Annotated in this window: 10 protein-coding genes and 2 pseudogenes; 5 read left to right on the top strand and 7 right to left on the bottom strand. The window is 65.0% G+C overall.

All coding sequences use genetic code 11. The annotated features are described in order from the left end of the window. Nucleotides 1-83: 83 nt before the first annotated feature. A pseudogene (locus A5634_RS27335) lies at nt 84-248 on the top strand (ABC transporter ATP-binding protein); the annotation flags it as partial. 26 nt (nt 249-274) lie between these two features. Here the strand turns inward: A5634_RS27335 and serB are convergent. Both serB and ctaD read right to left on the bottom strand, forming a co-directional pair. After that, nucleotides 275-1,510, bottom strand: a complete 1,236-nt coding sequence (gene serB / locus A5634_RS12705; protein WP_065144408.1) for a phosphoserine phosphatase SerB — start codon at nt 1,508-1,510, stop codon at nt 275-277. Between the two features lie 15 nt (nt 1,511-1,525). After that, the gene (ctaD, locus tag A5634_RS12710) at nt 1,526-3,286 is read right to left on the bottom strand and encodes an aa3-type cytochrome oxidase subunit I (RefSeq protein ID WP_065144415.1); all 1,761 of its coding nucleotides are present in this window, start codon (nt 3,284-3,286) and stop codon (nt 1,526-1,528) included. A gap of 199 nt (nt 3,287-3,485) precedes the next feature. Here ctaD and A5634_RS12715 point away from each other — a divergent pair, with 199 nt between their 5' ends. Beyond that, nucleotides 3,486-4,577 carry an iron-siderophore ABC transporter substrate-binding protein gene (locus A5634_RS12715; protein ID WP_065144409.1) on the top strand — a complete coding sequence of 364 codons (1,092 nt, stop codon included), beginning with the start codon at nt 3,486-3,488 and terminating at the stop codon, nt 4,575-4,577. Nucleotides 4,578-4,668: 91 nt separating this feature from the next. Then, nucleotides 4,669-5,709: an NAD(P)-dependent alcohol dehydrogenase gene (locus A5634_RS12720; protein WP_065144410.1), complete on the top strand. Its 1,041-nt coding sequence runs from the start codon at nt 4,669-4,671 to the stop codon at nt 5,707-5,709. Here A5634_RS12720 and A5634_RS12725 read toward each other — a convergent pair. Continuing rightward, nucleotides 5,698-6,108 (bottom strand): DUF3349 domain-containing protein, encoded by a 411-nt coding sequence (locus A5634_RS12725; protein ID WP_253861572.1) that lies wholly within the window; start codon nt 6,106-6,108, stop codon nt 5,698-5,700. The two genes, A5634_RS12720 and A5634_RS12725, sit on opposite strands and share 12 nt — an antisense overlap. 246 nt (nt 6,109-6,354) lie before the next feature. Between A5634_RS12725 and A5634_RS29920 the strand changes: the two genes are divergently transcribed. Beyond that, on the top strand, nt 6,355-8,265 hold the full coding sequence (locus A5634_RS29920; RefSeq protein WP_065144411.1) for a PE family protein: 1,911 nt from the start codon (nt 6,355-6,357) through the stop codon (nt 8,263-8,265). Here A5634_RS29920 and nrdF read toward each other — a convergent pair. The 4 genes and pseudogenes from nrdF to nrdE all read right to left on the bottom strand — a co-directional run. Continuing rightward, nucleotides 8,262-9,236 (bottom strand): class 1b ribonucleoside-diphosphate reductase subunit beta, encoded by a 975-nt coding sequence (gene nrdF / locus A5634_RS12735; RefSeq protein WP_065144412.1) that lies wholly within the window; start codon nt 9,234-9,236, stop codon nt 8,262-8,264. The two genes, A5634_RS29920 and nrdF, sit on opposite strands and share 4 nt — an antisense overlap. Nucleotides 9,237-9,368: 132 nt before the next feature. After that, nucleotides 9,369-10,940: a flavin-containing monooxygenase gene (locus A5634_RS12740; RefSeq protein WP_065144413.1), complete on the bottom strand. Its 1,572-nt coding sequence runs from the start codon at nt 10,938-10,940 to the stop codon at nt 9,369-9,371. A 167-nt stretch (nt 10,941-11,107) separates the two neighbouring features. Then, nucleotides 11,108-11,851 (bottom strand): TetR/AcrR family transcriptional regulator, encoded by a 744-nt coding sequence (locus tag A5634_RS12745; RefSeq protein ID WP_155769515.1) that lies wholly within the window; start codon nt 11,849-11,851, stop codon nt 11,108-11,110. A gap of 125 nt (nt 11,852-11,976) precedes the next feature. Continuing rightward, nucleotides 11,977-13,935: pseudogene (nrdE, locus tag A5634_RS12750) on the bottom strand (class 1b ribonucleoside-diphosphate reductase subunit alpha); the annotation flags it as partial. Here nrdE and A5634_RS29925 point away from each other — a divergent pair. Continuing rightward, on the top strand, nt 13,903-14,123 hold a 221-nt coding region (locus A5634_RS29925), incomplete at its 3' end, for an LAGLIDADG family homing endonuclease (protein ID WP_301337107.1). The pseudogene nrdE and the gene A5634_RS29925 overlap by 33 nt on opposite strands.

Below are 14,123 nucleotides of genomic sequence, written 5' to 3' on the forward strand. Positions count from 1 at the left end.
GCCCACGGGCGGGTGGTGCGCCCCGCCCACGGGCGGGTGGTGCGTCCCGCCCACGGGCGGGTGGTGCGTCCCGCCCACGGGCCATACGGCACGATGGTCGGGTGGCCGCAACCGAAGCCGATCCCGACCTGCTGATCGACTTCCGGAATGTCTCGCTGCGCCGCGGTGGCCGCACCCTGGTCGGTCCGATCGACTGGGCCGTCGAGCTCGACGAACGCTGGGTGGTCATCGGCCCCAACGGCGCCGGGGGCTACAGGGGTGCAGGGGCTACGCGCTAGTCGGCCGGGATTTCGACACGGCGCACCACACCGTCGACCGCGTCGGCGGCTTCGATTTCGCCGCGCGTGACGCCGAGCAGGAACAGCACGGTGTCCAGATAAGGGTGGCTCAGCGAGGCGTCGGCGACCTCACGCAGCGCGGGTTTGGCGTTGAACGCCACGCCCATTCCGGCCGCCGCCAGCATGTCGATGTCGTTGGCGCCGTCACCGACCGCGACCGTTTGCTCCATCGGCACGCCGTACTGCTGGGCGAACTGCTGCAGCGCAATCGCTTTGCCGGGGCGGTCGACAATAGGGCCCGCCACGCGGCCGGTGAGGAGGCCGTCGACGATCTCCAAATCGTTGGCCGCGACGAAGTCCAGTTTGAGTTCCTCAGCCAGTGGTTCGATGATGCGGCGGAACCCGCCGGAGACAACTCCGCAACGAAAACCCAAGCGCTGCAACGTACGCAACGTAGTTCGGGCGCCGGGCATCAGCTCCAGCTGGTCGGCGACCTCGTCGATCACCGAAGCCGGCAACCCGGCCAGGGTGGCCACCCGCTGCTCCAGCGACTCGGCGAAGTCCAGCTCGCCGCGCATCGCGGCCTCGGTGATTGCTGCGACTTGGCCCTGCGCGCCGGCGCGGGCCGCCAGCATCTCGATGACTTCGCCCTGGACCAGGGTCGAATCGACGTCGAACACGATCAGCCGTTTAGTGCGCCAGGCCAGGCCGTAGTCCTCGACCGCGACATCCACGTGCTCGTCAGCGGCCACCTTGGTCAGCGCCGTCTGCAAAGGTGCGTAGGCCCCAGTCGGCACCGAGACACGCAATTCCAGGCCGGTGACGGGATAGTCAGAGATGCCGCGGATGAAGTCGATGTTGACGCCCAGCGCGGCAGCCTCCCTGGCCACCGCGCCGAAGGCGCCGGCCGTGATCGGCCGGCCCAGCACGAAGATCAGGTGGGTGGAGGGCTTGCTGTTGATCGGCACGTCGTCGCTGCGCTCGACGGTGACGTCCAAACCCATCCCGTGGATGGCGGCTTCGACGTCGTCGCGCAGCGCGCTGCCGTCGGCGACCTCCTGCGCACAGGAAACCAGCACACCCAACGTCAGCCGCGCCCTGACCACCACTTGTTCGACATTGAGCAGCTCGACGCCGTGCCGCGCCAAAACCTCGAAGAGCGCGGACGTCACACCCGGTTGATCAACGCCGGTAACCGTGATCAGCACCGACACTTTGGCTGAGGCGGTCACCCCAGCTTGCCGCCGCTACTGCTCACTAGTCGCGCGATCCGGCTCAGTCCGTGGACCGAATCCCTTCGGGGACTCACCGGCTGTGGCATGACGACCGATGTGCGCTTCCTTGCGCATTCGTTCGACCATGTGCGGGTAGTGCAGCTCGAACGCTGGACGCTCCGAGCGGATGCGGGGCAGCTCGGTGAAGTTGTGGCGCGGTGGTGGGCAACTGGTGGCCCACTCCAGCGAGTTGCCGTACCCCCACGGGTCGTCGACAGTCACGACCTCGCCGTAGCGCCAGCTCTTGAAGACGTTCCACACGAACGGCAGCATCGACGTGCCCAGGATGAACGCGCCCACGGTCGAGGCAACGTTGTAAGGCTGGAAGCCGTCGCTGGGCAGGTAGTCGGCATAGCGGCGCGGCATACCCAGGTCGCCGACCCAGTGCTGCACCAGGAACGTGGTGTGGAAACCGATGAACGTCAGCCAGAAGTGGATCTTGCCCAGCCGCTCGTCGAGCAGCCGTCCGGTCATCTTCGGGAACCAGAAGTAGATGCCGGCGAACGTGGAGAACACGATCGTTCCGAACAACACGTAGTGGAAGTGGGCGACCACGAAGTAGGTGTCCGTGACGTGGAAGTCCAGCGGCGGGCTGGCGAGCAGCACGCCGGTCAGGCCGCCGGCCAGGAAGGTGACCGCGAAGCCGATCGAGAAGAGCATCGGCGTCTCGACGGTCAACTGGCCCTTCCACATCGTGCCGATCCAGTTGAAGAACTTGATGCCGGTCGGCACCGCGATCAGATACGTCATGAAGGAGAAGAACGGCAGCAGCACGGCTCCGGTGGCGAACATGTGGTGTGCCCACACCGCGACCGACAATGCGGCGATCGACAGCGTCGCGTAGACCAGCGTGGTGTACCCGAAGATCGGCTTGCGCGAGAACACCGGGAAGATCTCGGAGACGATGCCGAAGAACGGCAGGGCAATGATGTAGACCTCCGGGTGCCCGAAGAACCAGAACAGGTGCTGCCACAGCAAGACTCCACCATTGGCGGGGTCGTAGATGTGGGCACCGAGGTGTCGGTCGGCGGCCAGCCCGAACAGAGCTGCGGTGAGCAGCGGGAACACGATCAGCACCAGGATCGACGTCACCAGGATGTTCCAGGTGAAGATCGGCATCCGGAACATGGTCATGCCGGGCGCGCGCATACACACGACCGTGGTGATCATGTTGACCCCGCCCAGAATGGTGCCCAGACCGGCGACGGCCAGCCCCATGATCCACAGGTCGCCACCGTGGCCGGGTGAGTGGATGGCGTCGCTCAACGGCGTGTAGGCCGTCCAGCCGAAGTCGGCGGCTCCGCCCGGGGTCATGAAGCCCGCCATGGCGATGGTGGCACCGAACAGGAACAGCCAGAACGAGAATGCATTCAGGCGCGGGAAAGCCACGTCCGGCGCGCCGATCTGTAGCGGCAGCACCAGGTTGGCGAAGCCGAACACGATCGGGGTCGCGTAGAACAGCAACATGATCGTGCCGTGCATTGTGAACAGCTGGTTGAACTGCTCATTCGACAAGAACTGCAGTCCTGGGGCCGCCAGCTCGGTCCTCATCAGCAGCGCCAGGATGCCGCCGATCATGAAGAAGATGAAGCAGGTGACGCAGTACATGATGCCGATCAGCTTGTGATCGGTCGTGGTGATCAGCTTGTAGATCAGGTTGCCCTTGGGGCCCGTCCGAGCCGGGTACGGACGGACTGCCTCGAGTTCTCCCAAGGGGGGCGCTTCGGCTGTCAACAGCTCCTCCAAACATCCATCCGGACAGGGGCGCAGAAAGATTACTGAGTGAAAGCTTAACCCTCCATCCCGACAGTGGTAGGGCTGGTCCTACAAACTGTCGTAATAGATCCGGTGGACTGGCGTGATCAGCACCCGGGATGGTCCGCCGCCGCGACGCTGCCGCGTCCTGAGCTGGCCGGATGTTAACGTCGGACGCGTGCAATCCGGGGGCCCACGAACCAGCCTTGCGGCCGTCTTTTTCGTGGCTCTGGTGCTGGCGTGCGGCGGCTGTGGTTCCGACAAACCCTCGTCGCGGGCGTCGCAGTTAATGGTCACGCCCACTACCCAGATCGCGGGCGCCGGCGTGCTGGGCAACGACCGCAAGCCCGACGAGTCCTGTGCGCGCGATGCCGCCGCCCCTGACCCGGGTCCGGCCACGCGGCCGGTCCGCAATGCCGCGGGCGTCGACCCCGCCGAGGCCCAGGTCCCGGCGGATCCCCAGCGCATCGTGGTGCTCTCTGGAGACCAACTCGACGCGCTGTGTGCGCTTGGTCTGCAATCTCGGGTGGTAGGCGCGGCGCTGCCGGATGGTTCGTCTAGTCAGCCGTCCTATTTGGGCAAGGTGCTGCATGACGTGCCCGGTGTGGGTTCGCGTACCGAACCGGACCTGAACGCCGTTGCCGCCGCCCATCCGGACCTGATCCTGGGCTCGACGGCCTCGACACTGACGTATTCGAAGCTGGCCGCGATCGCGCCGACCGTGTTCACCGGGGCGCCAGGTCCGGCCTGGCAGGACAACCTGCGCATTGTGGCGGCGGCGACGGGCCGCGGCAGCGCGGCGGACGCGCTGGTCAACGGTTTCAAGCAGCGCGCCACGGAGGTCGGTGTCAAACACGACGCCGCTCACTTCCAGGTATCAGTCGTGCAGCTGACCACCAACAGCCTGCGGGTTTACGGCGCCAACAACTTCCCGGCCAGTGTGCTGGCGGCCGTCGGGGTGGACCGGCCGGCGCCACAGCGGTTCACCGACAAGCCCTACATCGAATTCGGCGCCAGTGATACCGATCTGGCGAAGAATCCGGACTTTTCCGCAGCCGACGGCGACATCATCTACGTGTCCTGCAACTCCATCGCGGCCGCCGAACACGCGGCCACGGTCCTGGACAGCGCCCCTTGGCGCAAGCTCGGCGCCAACCGGGACAACCGGATTTTCATTGTGAACGACGAGATCTGGCAGACCGGCGAGGGATTAATCGCGGCCCGCGGGATGTTGACTGACATCGGCTGGATCAGCGCGCCGATCAACTAGTGACGCTGCCCACCTCCCCAGCGCTGGCCGGTAACCCATTACCTTAGCTAAGCTTTCTTTCAGTACACGCGACCGAAATAGGGATACTCAAATGAGCACTGTCAACGCATACGCCGCGACGTCGGCCACCGCACCGCTGACGAAGACGACGATCGAGCGGCGCGAGCCCGGTCCCCACGACGTGGCCATCGACATCAAGTTCGCCGGCATTTGCCACTCCGACATTCACACCGTCAAAGCAGAATGGGGCGTGCCGAACTACCCCGTGGTCCCCGGCCACGAGATCGCCGGCGTGGTGAGCGCCGTCGGCTCTGAGGTGACCAAGCACAAGGTCGGCGACCACGTCGGCGTCGGTTGCATGGTGAACTCCTGCGGCCAGTGCAGCAGCTGTAAGGCGGGACTCGAGCAGTACTGCAAGAAAGGCGCGACCTTCACCTACAACTCCATCGACAAGGACGGCACACCGACGCATGGCGGATACAGCCAGGCGGTCGTGGTCGACGAGAACTTCGTCGTCCGGATTCCCGAGTCGTTGCCGCTGGATGCCGCGGCGCCGCTGCTGTGTGCGGGCATCACTTTGTTCTCGCCGCTGCGCCACTGGAAGGCCGGCACCGACACCCGATTGGCGATCGTCGGTCTGGGCGGCCTGGGCCACATGGGTGTCAAACTGGGCGCGGCGATGGGCTGCCAGGTCAGCGTGCTGTCGCAATCCCTGAAGAAGATGGAAGACGGAATGCGTTTGGGCGCAAGCAATTACTACGCCACGTCGGACCCGGCCACCTTCAAGAAGCTGCGCGGCAACTTTGACCTGATCCTCAATACGGTGTCAGCCAACCTGGACCTGGGTCAGTACATGGGCTTGCTCGACGTCGACGGCACCATGGTCGAGCTCGGCATCCCCGAGCACCCCATGGAGGTGCACGCGTTCGCGTTGGCGGCGGCGCGCCGCAGCCTTTCCGGGTCGAACATCGGCGGCATCGCCGAAACCCAGGAGATGCTCGACTTCTGCGCCGAACACAATGTGACGCCCGAAATCGAAGTCATCGCAGCCGATTACGTCAACGAGGCCTACGAGCGAGTGCTGGCCAGCGATGTGCGGTACCGCTTCGTGATTGACATTTCAACTTTGTGAGGCAACGCGCAGGCGGGTGGCGGCCTCTTCGGCCGCCTCTCCGTCTTCGTCACCGGGAATGACCTCGCTGACGTCGATGCCGGCCAGTGGCCAACCAGCTGCGGCCAGCGTGGCGGCAACCCGCCGTACATTTTCCGGAGCGGGGTCACGGTGGGTCAATTCGGCTATGGTTTCGGCGATTTCGTTGCCGTCGATCACGCCGTCCGCGGCGGCGGGCGATCCCTTGGCTGTGAGTTCTGCGATGACTTCCTTGAGCTGCTCTGGCGTGAGGGGCGTGCTGCGTAGCAGCGCGAACAGCGGGACGCGATCCGGTCCGGGTACGCCTTCCGGGTAACCGGCCTGCAGCCAGCGGATCACAGAGCGCAGAAAACTCGGGTGGTTGTGCGAAGCATCGGTCACGCACTCAGTGTCACGGGATGCGCCTGGCCGCGCTACAACGCGGCGCTGCCCTTCGCACAATTCATATGCCGTTCACGCGTGCGTTTACGCAAGGCCTTTGGCGAGTCGCGTGGGCGAGTCGCGAGGCGAAAAATTCCGGGCCCGAAAACGAATGCACACGGATGTAATAGGCATACAATCCTCACACCTTGTTCACACCATTCACAGGCGTGATGGGGTCGGCAACCATGGGGCTGGAGGACGGCGATGTCGTACATGTTGGCGGTCCCGGAGATGTTGTCGAAGGCAGCGGCTGACCTGACGGGCATCGGCTCGTCATTGAATACGGCCAATGCGGCTGCTTCGGCTTCGACCACGTCCCTCGCGGCTGCCGCGGGCGATGAGGTCTCAGCGGCGATCGCATCGCTGTTGTCTAACGAAGGTCGCGCCTATCAGACCTTGAGTGCGCAAGCGGCGGCATTCGAAGCTCAGTTCGTCCAGGCGTTGCGTCTGGCAGGGGTTTCCTATGCGGCCGCCGATGCCGCCAGCGTTTCGCCGTTACAGACAATCGAAGACGCGCTGCTCGCCGTGATCAATGCGCCCACCAACCTGTTGTTCGGAACCCCGCTGATCGGCAAGGGCAGCAACGGGGCTCCTGGGACCGGGCGAAGCGGCGGACCCGGCGGCATTTTGTGGGGCGATGGCGGGGACGGCGGGTCCGGTGCGCCTGGACAACCCGGCGGCAACGGCGGTAACGCCTTTTTGTTCGGCAACGGCGGCCACGGCGGTGCCGGTGGGACGGGCATCACCGGCAGCACAGGCTCGGTGTCCGGCGGAGGAACCAAAGGCGGCACCGGCGGTGCCGGCGGCGCGGGCGGTGCGGGCGGCAACGCCGGGCTAATCTACGGCAACGGCGGGGCTGGCGGCATCGGCGGGATGGGCGGGACCGGCGGGACCGGCGTCACCCCCACCACTTCGATCATCGGCACCAACGGCGGCCAAGGCGGCAACGGCGGTGCCGGCGGCGCGGGCGGTCAAGGCTCGCCCTTCTTCGGTGGTCATGCTGGCGACGGCGGCCAAGGCGGCGGCGGTGGCCAGGGCGGCCAAGGCGGTATTGGCGGCACCGACACCGGCTCCGGCGGCGGGCATGGCGGTACCGGCGGCAATGGCGGGGACGCCGGCACGGGCGGCAACGCGGGCGGATCCAGCGCCAGCGCCGGTGCCGCGGGTACCGGCGGTACCGGCGGTACCGGCGGCAAAGGCGGCGGCGCGGGTGCAGTGGCATTCGGCACCGCTGGGACGGGTGGCGACGGCGGCCAGGGCGGCAACAGTGTCGGCGGTGCCGGCGGCCAAGGCGGGCTTGGCGGCAACGGCGGCGACAGCAACGCCAATGGCAGCGGCACCGGAGTGTTCCACGGCGGCCTCGGCGGCAACGGCGGTCACGGGGGCCAAGGCGTGACGGGCGGCAACGGTGGCAACGGCGGTAGCGGCGGCAACGCCAACGTCGTCGCCACCACCACCGCCGCGGCGGCCGGCGGCGGTGGTGGGGGCGGCGGTGCCGGAGGGCTCAGCACCAGCGGCGGCAGCGCCGGTAGGGGTGGCAACGGTGGTAGCGGCGGGTCCGCCTCCGCCGCGGTCGGGGTCCAACACGCGTCCGGCGGGGGCGGTGCCGGCGGCGGCGGTGCCCAAGCCATCTCAGGTGGCCCCGGTGGCGGTGGTGGCGGCGGCGGCACCGCGGGGATCGGCGCCGTGACCATCTCGGGCCAGGACGGATCCGACGGCGCCATCGCTGGAAGCTTCTCAACCTCCGGCGATGGCGGTGCCGGCGGCTTCCTCAACAGCGGCTCGGCCTCGGCAGTGGCCAGCGCCGGCGGTGGTGGTGGCGGCGGCGCCGCCGTACCCGGCAGTCCCGGCGGCGGGGGCGGTCAAGGCGGCAACGCGGTGGTCAATAGCGGTACTGCGAACGGCGGACCGGGCGGGGGCGGCGGCACCGGACAGAGCATCGGCGGCGCCGGCAACGACGGTGTGGACGGCAGCGCCTCCGCGGCCGCCGCCACTGCGACTCCCGGCGCCGGCGGCCAGGCCAGCATAGGCGGAGGTGGCGGTGGGGGCGGCGCCAATGCCACCGCTGGCGGCGTGGCTTTGGGCGGCCAAGGTGGTAGCGGCGGCGGGAGTTAGAAGTCCCAGTCCTCGTCCTCGGTCACGACAGCCTTGCCGATCACATAGCTCGACCCGGAGCCGGAGAAGAAGTCGTGGTTCTCGTCGGCGTTCGGTGACAGCGCCGACAGGATCGCCGGATTCACGTCGGTCTCGTCGCGCGGGAACAGCGCCTCGTAGCCGAGGTTCATCAGCGCCTTGTTGGCGTTGTAGCGCAGGAACTTCTTGACGTCTTCGGTCAGCCCGACCTCGTCGTAGAGGTCCTGGGTGTACTCGACCTCGTTGTCGTAGAGCTCGAATAGCAGCTCGTAGGTGTAGTCCTTGAGCTCGGCACGCCTGGCCTCGTCTTCCATGGCCAGACCGCGCTGGTACTTGTAGCCGATGTAGTAGCCGTGCACGGCCTCGTCGCGGATGATCAGCCTGATCATGTCGGCGGTGTTGGTCAGCTTGGCCCGGCTCGACCAGTACATCGGCAGGTAGAACCCGGAGTAGAACAAAAAGCTCTCCAACAGCGTGGAGGCCACTTTGCGCTTGAGCGGCTCGTCGCCACGGTAGTACTCGAGGACGATCTCCGCCTTGCGCTGCAGGTTGGGGTTTTCCTCCGACCAGCGGAACGCATCGTCGATCTCGGCGGTCGAGCACAGCGTGGAGAAAATCTGGCTGTAGCTCTTGGCGTGCACCGACTCCATGAACGCGATGTTGGTGTACACCGCCTCCTCGTGGGGAGTCAGCGCGTCGGGGATGAGGCTGACCGCGCCGACGGTGCCCTGGATGGTGTCCAGCATGGTCAGGCCGGTGAAGACCCGCATGGTCAGCTGCTTCTCACTGGCGGTCAGGGTCCCCCACGACGGGATGTCGTTGGACACTGGCACCTTCTCGGGCAGCCAGAAATTGCCGGTCAATCGGTCCCAGACCTCGGCGTCCTTTTCGTCTTGCAGACGGTTCCAGTTGATCGCAGAGACGCGGTCGATCAGCTTTGCATTTCCACTCACCAGAACCCCACTTCACCAGGACGATTGGGCGACGTTGCTTAGGTCACAAACACTACCCCTGGGGTCCGACAAGCCGGTGCAACACAAGACGTTGTGTTTGGCGCGTGTCGCCGTCCGGCCGACACCCACTGGCTAACTCGCCGCAGCGATCTGCGGCTTGGATTTGCGGCCGCCCTTCCCCGCGCCTTTGCCAACCCCCAGGAACTGGTACTCCTCGGGTTTCACCGAACGGGTAGCCCGCCAGTACTGCCAGGTGTAGCCGCCCCAAAGCACCGTGTTCTTGCCGTGCTCGTCGAGGTACCAGCTGCTGCAGCCGCCACTGTTCCAAACCGAATGACTCAGCTTCTCCTGCATCGCGTCATTGAACCGGTCTTGAGCTTCGCGGGTGGGCGCCAACGCCTGGGCACCCATCTTGTCGCACTTGGCGATCGCGTCGGCCACGTAGCGGATCTGAGATTCGATCATGAACACCACTGAGTTATGTCCCAGACCGGTGTTGGGCCCAAGCAGGAAGAACAGGTTCGGCACGTCGGCCACGGTCACGCCGCGGTGAGCGCCGATGCCCTCACGGTTCCACCGATCCACCAGGTCCTCGCCTTGCTGGCCTTTGATCTGGACGTAGGTGTAGGAGTCGGTGACATGGAAACCGGTGGCGTACACGATCACATCGGCTTGGCGTTCGCGACCGTCCGCGGTGACGATCCCGTCGCGCGTGATCCGGCTGATGCCCTCGGTGATCACTTCGGCGTTGGGACTGGCCAAAGCGGCGTAGTAGGTGGAGGAGTTCAGGATGCGCTTGCAGCCGATGCGGTAGTTCGGGACCAGCTTGCGTCGCAGTTCCCGGTCGCGCACCGAGCGCCAGATGTTCCACTTGCAGTACGCCTCAATGAATTTCAGCGCGTTGGGCCGCTTGGTCATGCCGAACGCGAGCGCCTCTTGCGCCCAGTAGATGCCCAACCGCACTAGTGCCCGCAACCCCGGGACATTCTCCATCGCCGAGCGCAGCGCCTTGGGGATCTCCGGGTTTGACCGCGGCACTACCCACGGCGGGGTGCGCTGGTAGAGCTGGAGTTCGGCGACGTCACCGACGATCTCCGGCACGATCTGGATCGCGCTGGCACCTGTCCCGATGATCGCCACCCGCTTGCCCGACAGGCCGACGCTGTGGTCCCACTCAGCGGAATGGAAAGCGGGACCGAGGAATTCGTCGCGCCCCTCGATTTCCGGGAGCGACGGGATGTGCAGCGCGCCGGCTCCCGAAACCAGGAACTGGGCGACGTATTCGCGGCCGTCGACGGTGAAGACGTGCCAGCGGTACTCGTCGTCGTCCCAGTAGGCGCGGTCGACCAGCGAATTGAACTCGATGTAGCGGCGCAGCCCGTACTTGTCGGTGACGCCTTTGAGGTAGTCCCAGATCTCGGGCTGGAAGGAGAACGGGTTCTTCCAGTCCGGCTTGGGCTCAAAGGAGAACGAGTACAGATGCGACGGGATGTCGCAGGCGCAACCGGGATAACTGTTGTCGCGCCAAGTGCCGCCGATTTCATCAGCCTTCTCGAGGACGACGAATTCCACACCCTGCTTCTGCAACGCGATGGCCATCCCCAAACCGGAGAAGCCGGTCCCGATGATGACGGCGCGAGTGTGGATGGGTTCGGACTTCGGCTTTTCGGCCTCTTCGGTAGCCGGGGACACGACATCGGTCATGGCAGATCCTTCTTGTAGTGGCCTCACTGGCGAGCGTTCGCGGCGACGAGCGCGTACCTGTCATGCAGATACCCAGTGTCCGAGGCGCAGATACCCAGTACCCGGGGTATCGGATATATCCGAGTGTTGTCGATCCCTTCGGCGATGTCAACGCCAGATGCTTGACGTCAGGACAGCGCCGCCGGCATGGCGTCGTGGATCGGCTTGTCTGGGTCGATCGTGACGCCCATCGTTTCGGCGGTGCCGACGATGACGCCCATCATGATCGTGGTCAATTGGGTGACGAACTGCTCGCGAGTCATCGATCGCGGGCTGTCCGGCTCGGGACCCAACCACCATTCGGTTGCTGACGCGGCGCACCCGAACGCCGAGAAGGCGGCGAGTTCGAGGGCGGCCTTGTTGAGTTCCATATCGCGGAGTTCGTTGTTGAACATGTCGGCGATGGTCAAAGTGATTTCGCGGCCTTCGTTCAAGGTCCGCACCGTGGCTTTGGACTGGGCGCTGGAGCCGCCCTGGATGAACACCCGCATCACGTTGGGGTGCTGGTCAAGCAGGGTGACGAATTCCTCGACAGCGCGATGGATGACCTGGCGGGCCGAGTCGGTGGCCAGGTTGATCGAGGGGAAGATCGCGCCCCAAAGCATGTCGCGAAGGCGTTCGCCGATGGCCAGGAAGAGGTCGGACTTGTCGGCGAAGTGCCGGTAGATCTTCGGCTTGGCGGTGCCGGCCTCCTCGGCGATCTCGCGAATGCTCAACTCGGGCCCCAGGCGGTCGATGGCCCGGAAAGCCGCGTCGACGATCTCGGCGCGCACCTTCTTGCGGTGCTCGCGCCAGCGTTCGCTGCGCGCGTCGACTTTCACCCCCGGCTTCGGGCTGGGGTGGGGTAAAGACGGTCGAGGCATTCTCACCACGTCAAGCACCTTACCGCTTCGGAGCCGCTGACCTGGGCAGACCGGGCGTCCTACCGTCCGCGGAGTGTGAATTTCACGACGCGACACGCCGCGAGATCGTCGCAGGAATCACGCTCGGCCGGTCATCACAGCATGCAGCTGACGCAGTTTTCCACCTCAGTGCCTTGCAGCGCCAGCTGCCGCAACCGGATGTAGTAGAGCGTCTTGATCCCCTTGCGCCAGGCGTAGATCTGCGCCTTATTCACGTCTCGGGTGCTGGCGGTGTCCTTGAAGAACAACGTCAGCGACAAACCCTGGTCCACATGCTGGGTGGCCGCGGCGTAGGTGTCGATGATCTTCTCGTAGCCGATCTCGTAGGCGTCCTGGTAATACTCCAGGTTCTCGTTGGTCATATAGGGCGCCGGGTAGTAGACGCGGCCGATCTTGCCTTCCTTGCGGATCTCCACCCTCGACACGATCGGGTGGATCGACGACGTCGAGTGGTTGATGTAGGAGATCGACCCGGTCGGCGGGACCGCCTGCAGGTTCTGGTTGTAGATACCGTGCGCCTGCACCGACTCCTTGAGCCGCTTCCAGTCGTCCTGGTTCGGGATGCGGATCCCGGCGTCGGCAAAGAGTTGGCGCACCTTCTCCGTCGCCGGTTCCCAGACCTGGTCGGTGTACTTGTCGAAGAATTCCCCCGACGCATACTTGGAGCGCTCGAATCCCTTGAAGTGCGTGCCGCGCTCGATCGCGATGCGGTTCGAGGCCCGAAGCGCGTGGTAGAGCACCGTATAGAAGTAGATGTTGGTGAAGTCGACGCCTTCTTCGGAGCCGTAGAAGATCTCCTCACGGGCCAGGTACCCGTGCAGGTTCATCTGCCCCAGCCCGATCGCGTGAGAGTCGTTGTTGCCCTGCTCGATTGACGGCACGGACGTGATGTGGGTCTGGTCGCTCACCGCCGTCAGCGCGCGGATCGCCACCTCGATGGTCTGGGCGAAGTCCGGTGAATCCATCGTCTTGGCGATGTTCAACGACCCCAGGTTGCACGAAATGTCTTTGCCTACTTTGGCATACGACAGGTCCTCGTTGAACAAGGACGGCGTGGACACCTGCAGGATCTCCGAGCACAGGTTCGAGTGCGTGATCTTGCCCTCGATGGGATTGGCGCGGTTCACCGTGTCCTCGAACATGATGTACGGATAGCCGGACTCGAACTGCAGCTCGGCCAGCGTCTGGAAGAACTCGCGCGCCTTGATCTTGGTCTTGCGGATGCGCGCGTCGTCGACCATTTCGTAGTACTTCTCGGTCACCGAGATGTCGGCGAACGCCATGCCGTAGACCCGTTCGACGTCGTACGGCGAGAACAGGTACATGTCCTCGTTCTTCTTGGCCAGTTCGAATGTGATGTCGGGAATCACCACGCCCAAGCTCAGCGTCTTGATCCGGATCTTCTCGTCGGCGTTTTCCCGCTTGGTGTCCAGGAAGCGATAGATGTCGGGGTGATGCGCATTGAGGTACACCGCGCCGGCGCCCTGACGAGCACCCAACTGGTTGGCGTAGGAGAAGGAATCCTCGAGTAGCTTCATGATCGGGATGACACCCGAGGACTGGTTCTCGATATTCTTGATCGGTGCCCCGTGCTCGCGAATGTTGGTCAGCAGCAACGCAACTCCCCCGCCCCGCTTGGACAGCTGCAGCGCGGAGTTGATCGAACGGCCGATCGACTCCATGTTGTCCTCGATGCGAAGCAGGAAGCAGTTGTGCACGACTGTGCCTCGAATGGTGTAGGTGTGCGTGCCCTCAACGTGGAGGTTGTACACCTTCGCCGGAACCTCCTCCGTGTTCCTCAGTTCACGGATTCCATAAACGTGGCGGCCGTGCACAACTTGAGAGGTGGTACGCGTCGCCCCCTTTTGTCCCACGTAGTTGTGGAGATTCTTGCCGACGTCGAAGATGAAGTCCTCGTTGGCGCCGGGTAGCCCAGGTACGAACACCTGGCCGGTCACTTTTCCAGACTGGTTGATGTACTGGCGAACTCGCGACATGATGCCGACGCGGCGTAGCAGGAGTTGCACCTGGTCGATGAGTTCCGGGTTCACCAGAAGCGCTTATCGCACGAGGTCCTGACCGCCGACGACGAATTCCAGCGTGGGCTATTGGCTGGATTGTTCCGCGGAGACGGGTGTTCGACCACCGGCGGTATGGTGCTCGACCTGGTGAACCCGGAACTCATCGACCAGGTGCAACTCCTGCTACGCCGCGTCGGCATCATGTCGCGAGTTCGCCAGCA

The sequence above is a fragment of the Mycobacterium asiaticum genome (genome assembly GCF_001673365.1).
Lineage (GTDB): Bacteria > Actinomycetota > Actinomycetes > Mycobacteriales > Mycobacteriaceae > Mycobacterium > Mycobacterium asiaticum_A.